The sequence below is a fragment of the Microcoleus sp. AT8-A3 genome (genome assembly GCF_036705675.1).
GTDB lineage: Bacteria > Cyanobacteriota > Cyanobacteriia > Cyanobacteriales > Microcoleaceae > Microcoleus.
This window is the reverse complement of the sequence record NZ_JAUBVD010000009.1, coordinates 35,041-54,146: the sequence shown is the minus strand read 5'-3', so window position 1 is coordinate 54,146 and position 19,106 is coordinate 35,041. Positions and strand designations below refer to the sequence as shown.

The 19,106-nt window shown below is 46.6% G+C and carries 19 protein-coding genes; 4 read left to right on the top strand and 15 right to left on the bottom strand.

Translation table 11 applies throughout. The features are described from left to right. Nucleotides 1-624 precede the first annotated feature (624 nt). A complete protein-coding gene (locus QUB51_RS07565; RefSeq protein ID WP_333057432.1) occupies nucleotides 625-1,413 on the bottom strand; it encodes an SDR family oxidoreductase in 789 nt (262 codons plus the stop codon). A gap of 301 nt (nucleotides 1,414-1,714) precedes the next feature. Continuing rightward, nucleotides 1,715-2,641, bottom strand: coding sequence for a nuclear transport factor 2 family protein (locus tag QUB51_RS07560; protein ID WP_333057434.1), 927 nt, complete (start codon nucleotides 2,639-2,641; stop codon nucleotides 1,715-1,717). A gap of 218 nt (nucleotides 2,642-2,859) precedes the next feature. Here QUB51_RS07560 and murG point away from each other — a divergent pair, with 218 nt between their 5' ends. Next, nucleotides 2,860-3,924, top strand: a complete 1,065-nt coding sequence (murG, locus tag QUB51_RS07555; protein ID WP_333260461.1) for an undecaprenyldiphospho-muramoylpentapeptide beta-N-acetylglucosaminyltransferase — start codon at nucleotides 2,860-2,862, stop codon at nucleotides 3,922-3,924. 38 nt (nucleotides 3,925-3,962) lie between these two features. On the opposite strand, the gene QUB51_RS07550 is transcribed toward murG, so the two are convergent. The 7 genes from QUB51_RS07550 to QUB51_RS07520 form a co-directional block, all read right to left on the bottom strand. After that, on the bottom strand, nucleotides 3,963-4,262 hold the full coding sequence (locus tag QUB51_RS07550) for a hypothetical protein (protein WP_333209543.1): 300 nt from the start codon (nucleotides 4,260-4,262) through the stop codon (nucleotides 3,963-3,965). A 97-nt stretch (nucleotides 4,263-4,359) separates the two neighbouring features. Beyond that, nucleotides 4,360-4,809, bottom strand: a complete 450-nt coding sequence (locus QUB51_RS07545) for a type II toxin-antitoxin system antitoxin SocA domain-containing protein (RefSeq protein ID WP_333057437.1) — start codon at nucleotides 4,807-4,809, stop codon at nucleotides 4,360-4,362. 149 nt (nucleotides 4,810-4,958) lie between these two features. Beyond that, the gene (gene ureG, locus QUB51_RS07540; protein WP_333057438.1) at nucleotides 4,959-5,555 is read right to left on the bottom strand and encodes an urease accessory protein UreG; all 597 of its coding nucleotides are present in this window, start codon (nucleotides 5,553-5,555) and stop codon (nucleotides 4,959-4,961) included. Between the two features lie 89 nt (nucleotides 5,556-5,644). Further along, on the bottom strand, nucleotides 5,645-6,358 hold the full coding sequence (locus QUB51_RS07535; RefSeq protein ID WP_333057439.1) for an urease accessory protein UreF: 714 nt from the start codon (nucleotides 6,356-6,358) through the stop codon (nucleotides 5,645-5,647). A gap of 278 nt (nucleotides 6,359-6,636) precedes the next feature. Then, nucleotides 6,637-7,074 carry an urease accessory protein UreE gene (gene ureE, locus QUB51_RS07530; RefSeq protein WP_333209546.1) on the bottom strand — a complete coding sequence of 146 codons (438 nt, stop codon included), beginning with the start codon at nucleotides 7,072-7,074 and terminating at the stop codon, nucleotides 6,637-6,639. Between the two features lie 431 nt (nucleotides 7,075-7,505). Beyond that, on the bottom strand, nucleotides 7,506-7,997 hold the full coding sequence (locus QUB51_RS07525; RefSeq protein WP_333209548.1) for a DUF4168 domain-containing protein: 492 nt from the start codon (nucleotides 7,995-7,997) through the stop codon (nucleotides 7,506-7,508). A gap of 688 nt (nucleotides 7,998-8,685) precedes the next feature. Further along, nucleotides 8,686-8,850, bottom strand: coding sequence for a hypothetical protein (locus QUB51_RS07520; RefSeq protein ID WP_333057443.1), 165 nt, complete (start codon nucleotides 8,848-8,850; stop codon nucleotides 8,686-8,688). Nucleotides 8,851-9,181: 331 nt separating this feature from the next. Here QUB51_RS07520 and QUB51_RS07515 point away from each other — a divergent pair, with 331 nt between their 5' ends. Both QUB51_RS07515 and QUB51_RS07510 read left to right on the top strand, forming a co-directional pair. Continuing rightward, nucleotides 9,182-9,607: a DoxX family protein gene (locus QUB51_RS07515; RefSeq protein ID WP_333209550.1), complete on the top strand. Its 426-nt coding sequence runs from the start codon at nucleotides 9,182-9,184 to the stop codon at nucleotides 9,605-9,607. Next, nucleotides 9,604-10,098 (top strand): DUF4385 domain-containing protein, encoded by a 495-nt coding sequence (locus QUB51_RS07510; protein ID WP_333057445.1) that lies wholly within the window; start codon nucleotides 9,604-9,606, stop codon nucleotides 10,096-10,098. The genes QUB51_RS07515 and QUB51_RS07510 overlap by 4 nt, the downstream gene beginning before the upstream one ends. A 596-nt stretch (nucleotides 10,099-10,694) precedes the next feature. Here the strand turns inward: QUB51_RS07510 and QUB51_RS07505 are convergent. From QUB51_RS07505 to QUB51_RS07480, 6 genes are all read right to left on the bottom strand, one after another. Continuing rightward, complete coding sequence (locus tag QUB51_RS07505; RefSeq protein ID WP_006634375.1) at nucleotides 10,695-11,162, bottom strand: regulatory protein RecX; 468 nt, start codon at nucleotides 11,160-11,162, stop codon at nucleotides 10,695-10,697. 89 nt (nucleotides 11,163-11,251) lie between these two features. Further along, nucleotides 11,252-11,662, bottom strand: a complete 411-nt coding sequence (locus QUB51_RS07500) for an AbrB family transcriptional regulator (protein ID WP_015177612.1) — start codon at nucleotides 11,660-11,662, stop codon at nucleotides 11,252-11,254. A 334-nt stretch (nucleotides 11,663-11,996) separates the two neighbouring features. After that, nucleotides 11,997-12,185, bottom strand: coding sequence for a hypothetical protein (locus QUB51_RS07495; protein WP_333057446.1), 189 nt, complete (start codon nucleotides 12,183-12,185; stop codon nucleotides 11,997-11,999). Between the two features lie 973 nt (nucleotides 12,186-13,158). Continuing rightward, nucleotides 13,159-13,311 carry a hypothetical protein gene (locus QUB51_RS07490; protein WP_333057447.1) on the bottom strand — a complete coding sequence of 51 codons (153 nt, stop codon included), beginning with the start codon at nucleotides 13,309-13,311 and terminating at the stop codon, nucleotides 13,159-13,161. A gap of 18 nt (nucleotides 13,312-13,329) precedes the next feature. Continuing rightward, nucleotides 13,330-15,027 (bottom strand): CHAT domain-containing protein, encoded by a 1,698-nt coding sequence (locus QUB51_RS07485; RefSeq protein WP_333057448.1) that lies wholly within the window; start codon nucleotides 15,025-15,027, stop codon nucleotides 13,330-13,332. Between the two features lie 4 nt (nucleotides 15,028-15,031). After that, nucleotides 15,032-15,286: a hypothetical protein gene (locus tag QUB51_RS07480; protein WP_333057449.1), complete on the bottom strand. Its 255-nt coding sequence runs from the start codon at nucleotides 15,284-15,286 to the stop codon at nucleotides 15,032-15,034. 1,406 nt (nucleotides 15,287-16,692) lie between these two features. On the opposite strand from QUB51_RS07480, the gene QUB51_RS07475 reads away from it, so the two are divergent. Beyond that, nucleotides 16,693-19,106, top strand: a 2,414-nt coding sequence (locus QUB51_RS07475) for a cadherin-like domain-containing protein (RefSeq protein ID WP_333392999.1), incomplete at its 3' end; no start/stop codon positions are given.

The following is a 19,106-nucleotide window of genomic DNA, read 5'->3' as shown; positions in this document are numbered from 1 at the left end:
TGGTCGGGAGTTAATTAATCAGGGTGCATCTACTAATTTAGTCTCCGGTTCGAGGTGCACCTGTTCGGGACAGTTTGGGAAAATTTTGGGAAATTCGTGGTTTGGGGTGCGATCGGCAAAAAAAAACCCCAAACCAGAATTGGCGGGGAGTTAATTAATCAGGGTGCATCTACCAATTAAGCTTCCTGAGAATTCCAGCGCAATCCGGACAACCTCAAACTTTATTCAGCATCACCGTCGATATCGCAAAAAAAAACCCCAAACCAAAATTGGCGGGGAGTTAATTAATCAGGGTGCATCTACCAATTAAGCTTCCTGAGAATTCGAGCGCCATCCGGACAACCTCAAACTTTATTCAGCATCACCCTCGATACCGCAAAAAAAAACCCCAAACCAAAATTGGTCGGGAGTTATTTAATCAGGGTGCATCTACTAATTTAGTCTCCCGCCCGATGTGCACCTTTTCAGGACACTTTGGCAGAATTTTGGAGAATTTGTGGCGAGGGGGGGCGATCGACAAAAAAAACCCGGCCAAAATTGGTCGGGAGTTAATTAATCAGGGTGCATCTACCAATTAAGCTTCCTGAGAATTCGAGCGCAATCCGGACACTTACCACTAAAAACTCAAAACTCTTTTCGGTGAACCAGAGTTGCACTAGCTTGGTCTGTCGGAACTAGCAAGATTTCGCTAATATTGACGTGGGGCGATCGCGTCGCGCAAAAATACACGACATCGGCTACATCGTCCGCAGTCAGCGGTGTCAATCCTTGATAGACATTTTTTGCTTTTTCTGCATCGCCGTGAAACCGGACATTGCTAAATTCTGTTTCCACCAAACCAGGCTCTATTTCTGTCACCCGCACTGCTGTTCCCAAAAGGTCTTGTTTCAACCCTTCAGAAATAGCTCTCACTGCTGCTTTGGAAGCGCAATAAACATTACCTTTCGGATAAGCTTGGCGGCCTGCTATTGAGCCGATATTCACTACGTGGCCGCGGTTTCGGCTTACCATTCCCGGCACGATCGCACGAGTCATGTAAAGCAAGCCTTTAACATTGGTATCAATCATTTCTTCCCAATCTTGAAAGTTGCCTTCGTGCAGTTTGTCTAAACCACGGCTCAATCCCGCATTGTTAATCAGAATATCGATGTTTTTCCAGGCATCGGGAAGCGCAGTTATCGCCGATTCGACTTGCGGGCGAGATCGCACGTCCAATTCTAGTAAATAAATCTCGTTTGCCGATGCGATGGATTTTGTTTCTACAAGTTCGTTTGCCAGTCGATCAAGCTTTTCAAGACGGCGGGCTGCTAAAATTAGTTTGGCTCCACCTTTGGCGAATATCTTGGCACAGGCTGCTCCGATACCGCTACTCGCACCTGTAATGAAAACAATTTGATTTTGGATAGAAATCATACGATTTTAGATTTTAGATTTTAGATTTGGGAATTGGGAATGACTAATGAGATAAGGGTTTGGATATTTCATACTGTCAATTCAACATAATTCTTGTAGTGACGACTTTAGGGATTCAGTCCTTTCTCTTCAAGATTTTCTTGAACTCGCCACTACTAAAATTACCCAAATAATACCATCCCCTAAAAAATGCAACTGTAGACCAGCGCTCCAAACATTTAATTCATAAGTTATTCCCCATCTAAAATCTAAAATCTAAAATCTAAAATCTAAAATGGTATAACCCATAACACCTATTTTATTACTTGACAACCCGCAATCGCACACTAACTGTTGCAATTCCACCTTGTCGCATCAAAACTGCTGAAACCCACCGATTTTCTGGCGTAGCCGGAGCTTTACCTACTTTAAAAATTCCCCCGGCATTTAGCAACTCTAGCTCGACTTCTGAGGGATTAAAAAAGGTTTTTTCGGTAATGGGTTCCTCCAAAACAGTCCCTATTAAAATATCATCGCCGATCGGCTCTCGTACAATGGCATCAAAATAGTAATCTTCGCCTACCTTAACTTGCTCCGGCAAATTTACTTCAATTGTGGGAGGATTATTTCCAGAACTAAGCTGAGTTTGTTCTGCTAAAATCTCTTGACTAACTATTTTTTCACCTTCAAAGCGCTGCTGGGAACGGATGGTAGCTTTGAGAGTTAATTCTCTGCCATCCTTTTTTTGAGTGCCGGCAATTGTAGTTATGGTTTCTGCAATAATCGCGCTACCTTCGGTTTTCCAAGATTTGATCTCGGTGCGGTAATTTAAACTTGGATATCGATCCCAGAGTTGGGTGAGGGCTTTTTCCATGCTTTGGCCGTTTAAGCCGTCAGAATGAGTGAAATTCTGGCTGTAAAATGCCATGACTGCTTTGACATCGCGCCGGTTGGCGGCGGCGTCAATTTCTGTTAGCACCTTTGTGAGTGGGGCTGGCGCATTTGCTCCTGTTTGGGCGATCGTTTGGGGAGTCGCCCCGATCGCACCGATCGCTCTTGCCGCACCTTGATGCAGCACGCCAGCACTTACCACTGTTAAACATAACAATATTTGAGCGATCGACTGCCCGCCGTTAAAGCCAAAAACGATCGCCCGTTGGCGCAGCCCTCGAAGCGGATCGGCTTTTTCGTCCCGACGGCTGGAAAAATACTGAGATGCACTTGGCACTAAATTCAAAAAATTACGCATTAGGTGATAATTTGGTTATTTGTCAGGAGTCGTGGCGCGGGCAACTGTTCGCCTGCAACGAAAACTGACAACGGAAGGACGGACATGGCACAATCTAATTTTAGATTGCTGATTGAAAATTGGCTGAAACTGCCGGAATAATAAGCATAATAATCTAAAACCTCAAATATAAAATTGATTGACCTGTGGAACTTGTACTTGTAAAAAAAACAAAAACCTTGACAAAAGCCCCCCTCCGGTTGTTGGTTGCAGCTAGCGGCACTGGTGGACATTTATTTCCTGCGATCGCCACCGCTAGTCAGTTGAACGACTGTCAGATCGAATGGCTAGGAGTCCCAGATCGCATGGAAACCGAATTAGTTTCATCCCTTTACCCCCTCCACACGATCGCCGTTGAAGGCTTTCAGCAGCGATTTGGACTAGGTACTGTGCGAATTTTGGGCGGACTCGTCGGCTCGATCCTTCATGTGCGGAAGTTGCTCAAAGCGGGAAATTTTCAGGGAGTCTTTACTACCGGCGGTTACATCGCAGCACCAGCAATTCTAGCGGCTCGCTCTTTGGGTTTGCCGGTGATTCTCCACGAATCTAATGCCATTCCGGGGAAGGTGACGCGCTGGTTTAGTCCTTTGTGCACTGCTGTGGCGATCGGATTTGAAGCAGCAGCCCAGCATTTACCCCGCGCCAAAACGGTGGTGGCTGGTACGCCGGTGCGATCGCAATTCCTCGCCCGCCAACCTCTAAATTTGCCAATTCCTGACAGCGTACCTGTTATTTTAGTCATGGGTGGCTCTCAAGGTGCTGTCGCAGTCAATAAGTTAGTGCGCGAGTGTGCTCCGGCTTGGTTTGATGCCGGCGCTTGGGTGGTTCACCTCACCGGAAATAATGACCCGGATGCCGAGAGTTTGAAACACGAGCAATATTTGTCAATGCCATTTTACGACAATGTGGCGAGCTTGTTGCAGCGAGCAAATTTAGCAATTAGTCGATCGGGCGCCAGTGCTCTGACAGAATTAGCAGTGACGGGCGTACCTTCTATTTTAATTCCTTTTCCTCACGCGGCTGACGACCACCAAAGATTTAATGCGGATGTATTTGCTAAAGTCGGCGCCGCTGTGGTATTCCGTCAAAGCGAACTGACAGCAGATGTCTTGCAAAGCAAAGTGTTGTATTTGTTAAGAGATTCCGAATATTTGGAAAAAATGTCTCAAGCTGCTGCTCAATTAGCGGTGACAGACAGTACAGAACGTTTGGCAAATTTGGTCAGGGAATTGGTGGTGAGGTAGCGAAAATTGGACACCGCCACTAATTTAACGAGTTCTTTTTAATGAGGGTAAAGCGTAAAACCCCTGTCCAACCAAATAACATAAAACACAGCCCCATCCCGATAACCAACCATTGGAGCCTTCCCGCAAAACCGAAAAGCAATAAAATTTACATCATCCTTAAGATGGCTGGGAATAGGTGCTCTAATGGAACTTCGGGCTATCTTCTCGTAGCCCAATCCGTGACGGGGACAAGCATTAATCTCACTCCAGGTAAGCTGATTTAATTTGTAGAGCGTATCTGCAAAAGCAGCCTTTTCATCTTTTGTGCATTGAGAAAGAGAGTAATCTTTATTCATGTATCGCAAAGAAAATAGAGGTGACTCCTGCTCTGGCGGTAAATCAACAATTTCTCTAGGTGAAATCCTTTTCCCTTTTTCTTGGCGTTGATTTGCCTTAAGATGCTTCTTCACAATTGAGTTGAGTCTTGAAGTATTTTTTCAGGGATTGATGAGTAATTTTTCCGCTATTTTGAGCAGCAAGTTTCCAGGGATATTCTTCGTGTGTCATGTTCCTTAACTTCCATGCAGCAAACTGCCCAAACACAGAGTAAACTTCATCAAGCAGGCTCTTAGTTTTTTCTTCGTAAATCGAAAAGTCTATATATTCAGGACGTGGAATTGCACCAGTACCATACTTTTTATAGTGACGGTACAAATCAGGAACAACGGGCCCGTGAGTCCATGCTTCTATGGCTTCAAGAAATAGCGGTTCATCGTACAAAGCTAAATGAAAGCCTTGAGCATAGTAAACCAATTTCTGAAGCTTGAGATTAGATATCAGATCGCCAGCATCTTCACTTGCCTGAGCCAAAAAGTATTCGGCTGCATCATAACAACTCAGCATAACTTACTTGGTAGTCATTAAACGGCAAAACTAGAACGAGATTTTTTTGACACTCCCGCGACTCAAGCAGACTATATTTGTCTGGAGACGTTTTCACGGGGAATTGCGAGCCGTGTCACTTTATTTACATTATACTATATTTTCTCAATCTATGCCATATTCAATTTAACAAAATTAACTACCGATTCTAATCCTTCCTTTGTCTTCAAGTTAGTAAAAACAAAAGGTTTCTCCCCCCGCATTTTTTTCGCGTCCCGTTCCATCACGCCTAAATCTGCTCCTACATAAGGTGCGAGGTCTGTTTTATTAATTACCAACATATCAGATTTAGTAATTCCTGGCCCGCCTTTGCGCGGAATTTTATCGCCTGCTGCGACATCGATTACGTAAATTGTTAAATCTACTAACTCCGGGCTAAAAGTTGCCGCCAAGTTATCGCCGCCGCTTTCGACAAATACTAAATCTAAATCAGTGAATTTGTGTTCTAACTCTTCTATAGCTACTAAGTTTATCGAAGCATCTTCGCGGATGGCTGTGTGGGGACAGCCTCCTGTTTCTACGCCCAAAATTCGATCGCTCTCCAAAGCTTGACTCCGAACCAAAAACTGGGCATCTTCCTGAGTATAGATATCATTAGTAACAACCGCAATCTGGTATTGCTGTCGCAGCGCTTTGCACAAAGCATCCAGTAAAGCTGTTTTCCCCGAACCAACTGGCCCAGCAATTCCTACACGAAAAGCACCCATAGCGATTTTAGATTTTAGATTTTAGATTTTAGATTTTCTGATTTTCTGATTTGGGATTTGGGATTGAGGGATTTGGGATTGAAGGATTTTCAACTGCGAAACAACCGAGTGTACTGAGTTTCGTGCGCCATGCTAGCCAGTCCTAATCCCCAACTGCAACTCCCAAGCTCATCATCTTCTAATTTTAAAACTTCTTGCGCCGTACAGCTAATTTGAGACTGCAAATCTAACAGCAACTGTTGACCGGCTGTTTGACCGAGGGGAATCAGTTTCACGCCCGCACTCGCCAAATTGGCAGCCCAACTGTACAAATATCCTAACACGGCCGCTTCCTCTTCAATCTGCCAGTTGGCGGCGGCAATGCCAAAGCCGATCGCAAAATTGCACGGATTGCCGCCAAATTCCACCAAATCTTTTACACTTGTTGTTAACCCAGAAGCAACGGGCGATTCCCTGCGGGATAGCTTCGCTTCACGCAAATCCAGCAGCAACCTCACCAAAGTCCGCCCCATTTGCCAACTTTGCAAGCGCAACTCTTCTGTTTCCTTAGCAGCCGTCGCCCAAGCATTCCAGTAATTCAAAGCCGTCAAATCCCCCATCTGTGCCGCCCTCAAAGCCCTTACCACCACAGCGGCTTCTACTCGCACAGCCCCGAATTGCAGCGAATTTTCTAACCAATTCCTCAAAGTAATCTCGCTGTCGATCGTACCGGTTTCTACCAGACTTTCGATTCCCTCAGAATAACTATAAGCTCCCACAGGTGCAAAAGCTAACTGCAACAAAGATAAAAGTTGATTGTTCACTGTTGACTGTTGACCAAGAATTTGTTGATGGTACCCGCCACGTGATTTATCCGGGGAATCAATCGAAAATCGAAAATCGAAAATCCTCAAGCCCCCGAATTTATCTCGCGCAAGTCAATCCAAAATCTAAAATCTAAAATCTAAAATCTAAAATCTAAAATCGAATGACTGTTGACTGTTGACTTCTTGCTTCTTCAATAGCCGAAAGCAATTTAGTCATAAGCCCTCGGATTTATCGGTGGGAGTAAATCTAAAATCTAAAATCTAAAATCTAAAATCTAATGGCTGTGCCCGTAAGCGCCCATTTCCGGCTGAAACGGCACAATTTCCTCTGTTACTTCCAAACCCATTTTTTCTAGCATTCCCTGCAACACAGAGTCGGGAGAAAGCCTTAAATAATTATCGGCAACTTCTAAAGCTACGTGGCGGTTTCCTAAATGATAAGCCGCCCGCATCAGTAGCAGCGGGCTTGAGGCCCGCGCTGTCAGCACGAGTTCGGGTTTTGCACTTACCAGTACCAAACAGCTACCGTCTTCCGACTGCAATAAATCTCGATCGCGCAATACTGTACCTCTGGGCAAACTCAGGTGCAGCCTTTCCCCCGTTTCTGTCTCGAATCGGTGGCGGCTGCGAGTGCGATCGTCGGCTGTCATTGGTAAAGTAAAGCTGACAACAGCATCGGGATTTGCTGGTAAATGTTTTGTGAATGTTAGCATTTTTCTATTCTATTCCTCAGAACCCTTCACTTTACATCGAGTTTTTGAGGAATATCTTTTTTATAGCCGAAGGAATAAGGAAGACCGAAATTGCCATTTTCAGCTCATGTTTCAGGAATTAAAAACGTTTTAATCGTCTTGGCGATCGCTATATCTCATTCCGATTTACAGCCAGTTGAAAAATATTCATCTCTCTGAACCGCTCCCGTTCTTGTCTCTTTACCACATTTTTGTCATCTTGTCAAGCATTTTATCACAGACGATCGCCCTTTTTTCAAAAAATTTTGCATATCGTCTAGTAACTCGAACAATTTAAATCTCCAATATATTGTTGGGGGGAGGTAGCGCTTAGGCATCCTGCCTGCCATTAACAAGCTTTTATGGAGAAGTCTAATAGAACGGGAGAGGAAGAAAGACTCAAACCCTCAAGCTTATTGATTGCCCGCTTGTTGCAGTCGCAGCAGTTCGGCTTGAATTCGCTGTTTGACTGCCGGGTCCGCTTGCTGGAGCAAAGTAAGCTGGTTGAAGCGACTAACTGTCAAACCATTGGTTTCGATAACTTTTTTAGCTTGTTGGCAGTAATTCACCGCGATGCCGCGAACACCTCCAGACAACCTATTAATTTGCTGAGTTTCGTTGCACACTACTCTGGGAACCGATCCCCCAGCCATTCCTTTAATTTCGTTATAAGCTTCCACCCGTCTGGGTTCTATTGCCAACACAGCACGAGCGTAGCTAGTAATTTCTTGGCTGCTAATTTCTTGAGCTTGGGCTGCCGATCCGAAAACGAGGTTTGGGGATTGTCCATACAAACCGGGCGCCCATCCGCTAGCTAAAGCTGCTGCAGAAATGATGCCTGCAAACAGCGATTGTCGCAGCATCCGGTTAATGCCAAATTTAGAGGTGTTTAGTGAGGTGTTCATGGTCGTCGGTGATTGCTTACGTGTAGATAAAAATGACACAGCGCTTGGAGGCTCAATCTTTTTGAATAATGTGGTGGCTAAAAAGTTCCTGCCTAGGAGTGACTATTTTGAATTCCAGCAGGATGCTTTGGAAGTTGCTACGACGATCGACTTTTTAGCAAATTAGATAATTTGATTCATTCTAGCATCTGTGGGAAGTTGACAATATTCAAACTTGAGATAGTAATTTTAATTACAGAGCGTTCCCGAGTTGCCAGAGGCAATAATTCTCAAAACGCAAATATTAAATAATTCTAAAAGTTATTGACAAATTACTCGCCTTAATTAGTCTAATCAAGGTACGCCCTAGCAAAGCTATCTTCCCGCCAGGGTTCCCGTTCCCCGTAGGGGTTCCCGTAGGGTAGGGTAGGGAAGCGCCTGGAAGGCTAGGTCAATCGATTTTAGATTTTAGATTTTAGATTTTACAATACTTCGGACAGTTTTTGATTGCCCACCGTAAAATAAGGGTTTCAGGGCGATTGGACAATCAAGCTGCCAACCGAAAATCAAGGGTTTCACACTATGAGATAAAAATATTCCGCACTATTGATTTTAGATTTTAGATTTTAGAATTGAAGCATTGACTTGCGCGAGATCAATTCGGGGGATCCTTTATCGGATACAGGTTTTTTATTTCTGGACGGATTCATCACGTGGCGGGTATCCTGGATGCGAGGGGGTCAAATTTAGCAGCAATCGCACTCCTCAATTGCGGCGATGATTTATCTAATGTTAAGCGATGGTGCATTTGTCGATCGACAAAATCCCCCACTGCTTTGGCTGCTGACGACGCCCAAGCCGGAACAAAAATCATGTTTTACTACCCGAAGATAGAGACAGCAACAGGGTACTAGACATTAAAATCTTGTTATCAAAATGCGCGCTATCTGTTTTTGGCAGTCAACGCGCAGGCGTGGGATTCCAGTTCTCGCTTCCTCCAGTTTGGGGCTGTGAAAACTTGTCTGGGAGTTAGCCAGAAACCTGGTTTTTCTACGAAATAAAATCGTTACAGCCACCAGCAAAAGCAGACAAACCCGGAAAGCTGGAATTTTTGGGGCTCAGTTTGCTTGTCATCTCGATCGCAGATAGCGATTTTGTGCAAGCATTATCGTAGCAATTTAACAATTATTAATTACCCATTGCCCATGAAAAGTCAAAAAGAAATTTGGCGAGTTATTCTCGCAGTAGCTATCAGTATTGTAGGCGTGCTGCACTTTGCAGTACCCGCACCTTTTATCAGAATTGTGCCGCCCCAGCTTCCTTACCCGGAAGCATTGGTTTATATCAGCGGTTTTTTCGAGATTTTGGGCGGAATTGGGCTGTTAGTTCCTCCTGTCAGCAGGGCGGCGGCGTGGGGGTTAATTGCCTTGTTTATTGCCGTGTTTCCAGCTAATATCAATCAAGCCGTCAACAACATTCCGATAGAAGGGATTCCCCACAACCAATTACTGTATTGGTTGAGGCTGCCTTTTCAAGCTGTCTTCATTGCTTGGGCCTGGGTTTATACCAAACCAGACGAAGGTAAACCCCGGGCTTCTATAGTTCCAGATACAACAGAAAACGCCCAATGAAGCAGTTCGACTACTCTGTGGATTTTAAAAACATCGACTTTAGACAGCACCCGGAACTTTATCGGGTAGGGAAAGGAGAACAGGGAGTGCTGTTGGTTGAACCATACAAAGGAGAAATTTTGCCTTTCTGGAGATTTAAGACTCCTGAAATTGCCAGGGAGTCTAGCAGCAAAATTTACTCCTTGTTTTTAGAGTATCTCGATGCCGATGATTTTGTGGGAGCCGACATGGCCCGCAAGTTCTTGCAGATGGGGTACACTCGATCCCGTCGCTACGCTAACCACAAAAGCGGCCGAAAATACCAGCAAAACCCTCAAAAGCTGAAGTCTGTTGCAGAGCAAACCGCCGCTCGAAAAGATATTTTGCCGCTCGAAACTGATCCGGTGAAAGCCGAATCCGCCGCCATTTTTAAAGAGAAATGGATGCTGGCTAAAATCAACGAGAAATATCTCCAGCTTTTAGCCAGACATCGGCAGATGTACGAATCTTAGTTAGTCAACGCTGAGGATTGACATACAGTTACCAAGAAATTGGGTCTAAAGCCCCGTCATAAGCTTGACGGCTTTAATTAATTATCAACTTTTGTTAATTGTTTTCTTGAACTTTCTTGCATTGTGTTCATTGTAGAGTAAAATAACTAGACTACAGGTAGAATAACCGCCGATACACATGAGACACCACGCTCAAACGACAGGTCGGAAAACAATAATGGTTAGTGGGTGGCGAAAACCACGAAAAACATAGCTGGGCTAACTAATGTAAGCCAAAATCAGAGACTAAACTTTTTATTTCTAAAATGTACTGTGGGGCACACAGAAACAAGAGAAGCAATTCTCGAAAGCTTGGGGAGACAAACCCTCGCGAGGCTATCTAAATTAAGCTCGATATTTGGTTCTTTTGAACGGATACCTGGTTTAAACACTGCCACAAGGATAGATAGTTTTAAGGTATGTCGCAGAACCAAGAATCCCCTCGCCTTCAGGCAGGGGAGTGTCAAAAAAACTCAGGACTTAGACTTTAGCCCCGTCGGCAGCAGTGTAGTTGTGCTTGCCTATCGGGGCCTGCTCTATTTGCTTGACCCTACTATTTACTCGTCATCTTCTTCCGTCTGCCACTGTCGCCAAATTTCAAAGGCATTAAAGCCCCTGTATTGCAGGTAATTCAAGACTTTGCCCTTGGTTTTCGGATCTGCTTTACCCCAAGTATCGATCTTGTATTTCCGCATGACTTTGGCTTTTAATTCGGCCAGTTTTTCTGCTTCGGAGTCCTGATTTTCTGCAATTTCTTCTTCCCAGACTTGCTCGAACAAATCGTTGGTAATTCCTTTTTGCAGGCACTTGCGCTTGATGGCAGACTTTCCGTATTTGCCTGCTGCAGAGGCGATCGAGTTTGCCACCAAGCGAGTGTCAGACTGATAGCCCCGGTCTTGAATTTGCGCGATCGCCTCCAATATTTCCTCATTGCCAAAACCTTTCTCTTGCCCCTTTTTGCGAAGTTCAGAGGCACTGTAGTCTTTGCGAGACAAGAGAAAATAGAAATAGTCAAGACAGCTCATCAGTTAAATCGAAGGGTGGCGCGCAAATACTCGTGTAGCGAAGCCAAATCCAGTAGCCTTGCTATCGGCTGACTGCATCGAGATCGCCTCTATTCTTCTGTATCCTCCTCTTCATCATCCAATTCCACATCCGGTCTGTCCACATCGATCTGAATCAAGCGAATGTGCTTGTATCCGAGCTTAATTTCAAACTCGTCTCCCGGCTTTAATCCCATTTCTTGGGTATAATTTGCCCCGATCACGATCGAACCATTCTTGTGAACGCTAGCTCGATAACTCGCTTCTCGCCCGCGTCCGTCTGCTTTAGACTTCTCTAGCTCAATGCCCTTAGCAGCTAACACTGCATCGTAAAACTCAGCCAGATTAATCCGGGTTTCTCCACTTTTGCTGACAGTGAAGTAGCCGCAAAGCTTCGCAAGTTCTCTGCGTGGCAAATCACTGCCTTTGATTTTTTGAAGCAGACCTTTTCCTGTTAAGGGTGCTGTAGCTGTTTCTGCCATTGACCGTACCTCGCTTATTGGACTTTACTTATATCAATTACAACACATTAGATTAACTTTGTTTCACTGTCAATACTAATAATTCTGAATATTAAGATTCTGGATAAATTTCTGCGGCCTCAAGACCGGGGGTGCAAGTAAGGATGCTCGAAGGGCGATCAATTTGCTCCTCGCGGCCCAAATCCTTGTGTAAGCCTTGGAGCGATCGCGCGGGGAATTATTGTCGCAAATTAAATGCTTTACTTTTTTACAGTAAAGTCTGTTCCCTGCATTCACCAATCCCCGATTGTGTCTGCGGTCAAGGTCAAAATAAGACAGCCATGAATGGAAATACCTAGAACGCGGCCACTGCAAATCTGCCGAAAGCATTTACCGGCGCGGGGTTAACTTTTACCTCAACAAGACGAGGCAGCACTTGTTCTCGATGCCACTGCCAGCTACTTGTAAATTCTATTTTTACGGCTGGAAATCCCCTCAAAACCCCAAATACCAACGAGCAATCTTCTATTAAGGTTTTGGGCATATAACTTGCACAGAACGCAGTCTGGGGAAGGCAATCCGGTAAAAATTGCAGGAAATTTCACCGGTTGGTTGAACGGGTTTAAGCTAAAACCCGACTCCATGGGCGCGGCGGCAGAAACATCGGGCAGCCACTAAGAGGAGAATAGTTTTGATCGGGCGAGATTGCTTCGCGACTCTTAACACTTCGCCACGAATCAGTAGATTTCTAGGGGGAACTGGCGAAAATCTTCCTCCTCGGGCCCCAAGCCAGAGAATTTGAGGTTATTTCCACAGGGGAATTGAAAAAGACCGAGTTTAATGCACAACAGCTTAAATGTTTGATGCACTACAAATTAGCAGCGGTTCCCGACATGGAGTTTCGATGGAAATGTATTGGTTTCGAGTCGTGGCCTGTAAACTGCCATACTCTCAAAATTTATGCACCAACTGGAGGGGCGCGTCAATCGATTTTAGATTTTAGATTTTAGATTTTAGATTTAAGCCTTGACCCCACGGATAAATACGTTCGGCAAGTTTCATCGGATACAGGTTTTTTATTTCACCGGTCCTGAGTCTGCTTTCGGCATGAATCACGTGGCGGGTATCCTGGATGCGAGGAGGTCAAACTCACAGCCGCTTCCATAATTAATTATTGTTAAATAAGCGCGCTGACGGTGAGGACGTTCTTAATTGTGGCAACTCTGGCTTTTATTGTCTTGTGCCGAATGAGGAATGCTCGTGCTGCCGAATCAGCCCGCTCAAAAACGCAGACAAGCCACCGACTCCTGTCGTGGAGAGATCAAAATTTTAGACTCTTGTTCCATTTCCCAGATTTATCTGTGGAGTAAATTTAAAATCTCAAATCGTTCGACTCAGGACTCAAGCCGAGGTCTAAAATCTCAAATCGACTGACGCATTCTATGATTAAGCAGTCCCGGACTTACTTTCTCGACGAGAAACCCAGTTTCTTCCTCGATGCTTAGTTGGGCTGCTGCTTATTTTCGGTAAAAACCGACTTGATGAAGGTAAGTCCGAGATTCGATCGAGCAGTATACTTTCGATCGCTTTGCCAGCGGCAGCCGATCGCGAATGGCCAGCAAAAACCCCACCCAGTTTGGAGCCAGGCCAAGAGAGTCTAAATTCAGCATTGCAGTGGGCGATCGCTTTTAGTGACGTTGTTGCAGGTAATTTTGCGACAGGGGAGTCCGTACCGCCGGCAGTAACTCTTCTGGTTTCGGACCTCGCTGGTTCGAGTACCGCCACCCAAAAAAGCCAGCACTAAAAGCAACGGACAACAAGCAAAGCATCAGGGTAACAGATTTTTTCAGCCCCGGTTTTTTTAACGGTTTCTGAGTCGATGCAGCGGCGCGAGTTGCTTGGATCGCTGAACACTCAGAATTAGGAATAGAGGAGGGCGAAGCCGTCGGTGAGTTCGGTGAGTTAGTAGCATCCGCTCGATCGTTCTGGTGAACCCAATCCCTACGATCTTTTAATTGGTTGGGATATTCCCAGACTTCGCCGTCAGAATTGTCTGACTCATGGGATCGATTCGCTGGGATTGGGGGGTATTGGGCGATCGCCGAAACCGAAGACGGGGCCTTCCATTCTGTACCCGCGAGCGCCGGTGGCGTTCCCGGCGCGATTATGTGCACCATAGAACCGGATGTCGCGCTGTGGGCTGGCGCGCCGGTCAAATAGCCGTCAAAGTCCGGGTGCTGATAGAGAATGGGCAAAGCCCAGTATAGCTGGTGAGAACCGTAGGCAGAAATTAGCCCAGCTCTGGCACGGCTCAGGCTGAGATCGACTGGATAGCCTTGATTGAGGTTGCGGTAAAACAAACGCGTGAGAGTTAGGGCTACATCGTCGGGGATGCTTTCTGCCATTGCTAGCACTGCCGGAATTCCACGCTTGACTAGAGCTTCGGTTAAGTTCCGTTCCGGGCTGTCGTCCGCGAGGTCTGAGGGGTCGCCGTAGGCGCCGCGGCAGGAGTTGAACACGGCCATCTGAATACCGTTGTTAACGAGCAATCCAGCTAAGTCGTCGCCACTGAGGGTTTCGGTTAAGCCGGTGCGGCTGCTGACTAGGTAGAGTTCCCCACCTCTGGAACCTAAGTTGCTGTGGCCTGCGTAGTGCAGGACTTGGTAGTGTCCTTGTTCTAGGGCTTGGGTAAGTTGTTCTCGATCGGGCTGTTCGAGAATAGTCAGTTGAATTTCCGGGCAATGGGGGCTGTTTTTGAGAGGATGACCGGTGCGGTTTTGGAGTTCTTGCTGCAAATGGAGCACTTCTCGCTTGAGCTGCAAGCTGTCTCGATCGCTCGGAGAGGCGATCGCCATTAAAATTTTTAGTGGCCCGCCACTAGGCAGTATCCGGGTTTGCTTGAACAAACTTGTACCTGGTTGGTAGCGAGAAAATACGACATCGGTGCCGGTTGCCAAAGGGCGATCGCCGGCGTGCAGAACTTCCCACGGCAGTCGTGGCAAGCGCCGGCCTTTGAGTCCGAGTCGCAGTTGCAGCACTTCTCGGCGGTGCTGGGCTATGCCTTGAGCGCAAGTCCAGCTATCGCGCAAGTTTCCTTGAAACAGCCCGCTGTATAATTGTTGCCCCAGGGCTACTAAATTCGGCGCTGAGTTGTTTCCCGAACGGGAGAGGCCGCGACCGGCAAAACTGCTTCCCTGTACTGCTTTTCCCTGGAGCAAGCCCACCAGCGGGTCGTTCATCAGTTGAGCAGACAGTGCCAGCCATTCGTCGATCGGCCAGCGGACTTGTTGTTCGGCTAAGGGTACACCGGGTGCAACCCTTTCTGTCCGCACTAGATATTCATCGTCCCCAACGGGGGTGACTGAGAGTTGAAATTCCTGGCTCACCGATTTAGCGCCCTCCCGCCTTAATTCTGAATTTGCCTGCGTTTTTGCGGCTAGCAATAGCGCTCGGCAACATATTTTTTACTCTTCCAATCAAAGTTTCTGAATGCGCTTCCCCCGATCGGGCGATCGCTAGGGTCATGTATATTTGTTCAAACACTTTGAGGATATAAAAGTTGTACTTTAATAACAGTTTATTAGTTTTGATTGCCCTGTGGCTCGGTGAAAGCCGAATTTTCTCCAATCTTGCTATCTTTAACATTTTGCACCTCTACCGCAGACCCCTTTAGATTCGTCGTGAACTTGAGTTTCTCATTGCTGAGTAAAGTTAAATTGGAGGCACTTTACCAGGCGGATCTCTAGTTCTTATTAAAATTACTTCGGCTCTCGCCAACCGGTTTCAGGGCAATATCGCAGGCAAATTTGAGTATTTTATTTTTTTGGGAGAGGGGTCGATCGGTCTTTACCGCTTATCCTGTACCACCAACCCCCCATGTGTAATCTTGATTTTGTGTCAATTAATTAATTGGTCAGCCCTGGGTTCTCATCCGTAAGCCCTCCGCCCTCATCCTTAAGACCTCCGTGGCGATCGATAATCGATACTTCACCATCGATAATTCCTAATAATTTATTGCTAATTTACCGCTTTCATGATATAGAAAATTTTTAATTTAACTGTTTTAATCGAGTTAAAGTTAAGCAGCAAAAATAAACATCAGCAGCCAAGAACTCTCAACAATACAACGACCATAAAATTGTTCCGGTACTCTCAAGCAACTCTTTTTTTGGCATCTAGAGGATTACCCCTCATCAGGCCGGTTTCTCGGAGAATTATTGGACTTGGTAGCGAAGCCGTTACAAAACAACAGGGTTGGGCAGCCTCGCCGTGGGTCATGCCCGCTCAAAATGCCGAGCTTGCAACAGTCACCAAAAACTACTTCTGCGTCACATACCATTTGAAAGCAAATCTTACAATCTGCCTGAAGATAGATATATTTTGGCAGAACTCTTAGTATTGATCCGAAAAAAAACTCAGTTCGCGAGGTTTCCTCGAATGAGAGAAAATTGTGCCACTAAAAATTAGAACAAATATTTGGTCGGGGGAATTATCTAAATTTCTAATTAATCATCGGGAACTAAAATTACGAGGGTGCTGTCGTTTAGTCAAGAGATTCAAATCCTAGGTCAGGGAAGGATTTGTCAAAGCTGGGAGTGTTACAAAACTTCAATACACCCAGCCTAGATCGGAAAAAAAGCAAGGGTAGAATTTGGGGGACAGAGGTTTTGGGTAGTTATTTAGGAGTTGTCAGTTGCGAGTTTAAATTCAGCTAATTCACTGTAGAAATTACGTAGAAACTCTACAGGCAGGGGCCCTTCGGCGCAGCTTACTGTAGAAAATACCGAGAACATCTTAAAAGCTCGGAGCTTCGGCGTAGCACTTACAGTGTAGGTTGCGGATTAATTGATTTTGGTACGCAATGGCAGAATATAAAACTCGCAAAATAGCGAAAAAAACCTTGCAGTTTAAGTGGCATCTATAATAGTAAAGATGAGGAAACCAGCTCCTATAGGGGGCGAAAGCATGAAGTAAAAAAAAAACTTCTGCAGCCTCCTGTTTGCTGATAAATTGATTCTAAGAAGCTTACCATTTTTTGGGAAATATCAACAATGGATGAACTAACGTTGTTAGAAGAAGGAGCGGGAACACTTTTTCCCGCTCAAGATGAAACACAAAAGCCAGTCGGGGATTTAGGCGACGACAGCTCTACAATTTCCGATGAGGAGTTAGCCGAGTTAATTCAGATAGCGCTCACCGAAAACACCGACGGCATTACCACCACATTTCCAGCTCTGTCTAACGGCGTACTGGAAGAAGGTGCTGCTGATGACAGCCAAATGGCGGAATCTAACGGCGTACTAGAAGAAGGTGTGGGCGACATAGATGACTTAGATGATGACAGCGGCATCGATCGCCGCCGAACCGTCGTCGGTACCGATGACGATGACTTAATTGTCGCCACCGGCGAACAGGATGAGATATTCGGCAAAAAAGGCAAGGACAGAATCAAAGGAAACCGAGGCAAAAAAAATAAAATCTTCGGCGGTAAAGATGACGACGATTGCGAGGGCGGCGATGACGACGATGAAATAAGAGGCGATCTGGGCAAAGATACCGTCATGGGCGGCAACGGCAACGACACCCTTAACGGCGGTAAAGACAACGATACCGTGATGGGTGGCAGTGGCAACGACATCTGCGAAGGCGATGACGGCGATGACTGGACCCACGGCAACGAAGGAGATGATGACGTTGACGGCGGCGCCGGCAACGATACCGTCTATGGCGGCAAAGGCAACGACGATTGTGAGGGCAGCGAAGGCAACGATGCAGTCAGGGGCGACACAGGCAACGACAACGTTAGCGGCGGCGACGGCAACGATACCGTTAACGGTGGCAAAGATAACGATACCGTGATGGGCGATGCCGGCAGCGACGTTTGCATGGGTGACGACGGCGACGACAGCGTGATGGGCGGCGACGGCGACGACAGCGTGATGGGCGGTGCCGGCAGCGACGTTTGCATGGGTGACGACGGCGACGACAGCGTGATGGGCGGCGACGGCGACGACAGCGTGATGGGCGGTGTCGGCAGCGACGTTTGCATGGGTGACGACGGCGACGACAGCGTGATGGGCGGCGACGGCGACGACAGCGTGATGGGCGGTGCCGGCAACGACGTTTGCATGGGTGACGACGGCGACGACAGCGTGATGGGCGGCGACGGCGACGACAGCGTGATGGGCGGTGCTGGCAACGATACCCTCGTGACTGGCGACGGCAATGACATGGCAGACGGTGGCGACGGCGACGACAGCGTTAGCGGCGGCGGCAACGGCGACGATACGCTGATGGGCGGCGAGGGCAACGATACCCTGATGGGCGGTACTGGCAACCATACCTGTGTCGGCGGTGCTGGAGATGACGTTTATGTCGTGAGTAACAGTACCTCTGGGGCAAAAGCAGTCATCACTGACTACACAGACGGCAGCGACAAATTTCTGCTGTTTGGCGACTTGAACTTTAGCAGCTTGACCTTTATACAAGTCGGTGGCGATACCGAAATTCGGGTCAATAACTTTGCCTTGGCGCTATTGTTGAATGTCAACGCAACGCTGATCACTGCTGGCGACTTTTTGGAAGTTAATCCTGAAACTCCAACTCAAACTCAAACTCCAACTCCAACTCCAACTCCAAGTCAAACTCTCACTCCGATTTTTAACCCTCCGCGAGTGGAAGCTAATAATAGCTTGACTGCTGGTTCCAGCGGCGGCGAGCAAACTATTACTTCTGAGTTGTTGCGGTTTGTCGATGACGAGCAAGGTCCTAGCGGCACAGTCTTCAAGTTAACCGAGCTACCCGATGCTACAACCGGCCAACTATTGTTTAATGGAGTCGCCGTAACACAAGTCGGTTTTACCTTCACTCAAGCAGACATTAACGCAGGCTTGGTAAGGTTCAAAGCGACAGTAGGTTTTGTCGGTGCGCTGAGTTTTGGTTTTGAAGTTAGCAACGGCAAACGATCTCTCACCGGCCAGCGTTTTAGCTTGAACATCGAGCAAAATGTCTTTAAGTTTAGTGGCACTACAGCACCTCAAGTTATTGTCGGTTCTGCGACGCTGGATAACGATATTGAAGGCAGCGATGGTGACGATAACATTACAGCCGGCAAAGGCAAAGACAAAATCATCGGCGGCAAAGGCAAGGACACAATTAAAGGCGGCGATGGCGATGACGATATCGACGGCGGCGATGACGATGACGATATCGAAGTTGGCCTAGGCAAAAACAAAATAAAAGGAGGCTTGGGCAAAGACAAAATTCAAGGCGGCGATGACGATGACGATATCGACGGCGGCGATGATGATGACGATATCATCGGTGGTAAAGGCAAAAACACGCTAAAAGGCGGCTTGGGCAAAGACAAAGTTCAAGGCGGCGATGATGATGACGATATCGACGGCGGCGATGATGATGACGATATCATCGGTGGTAAAGGCAAAAACACGCTAAAAGGCGGCTT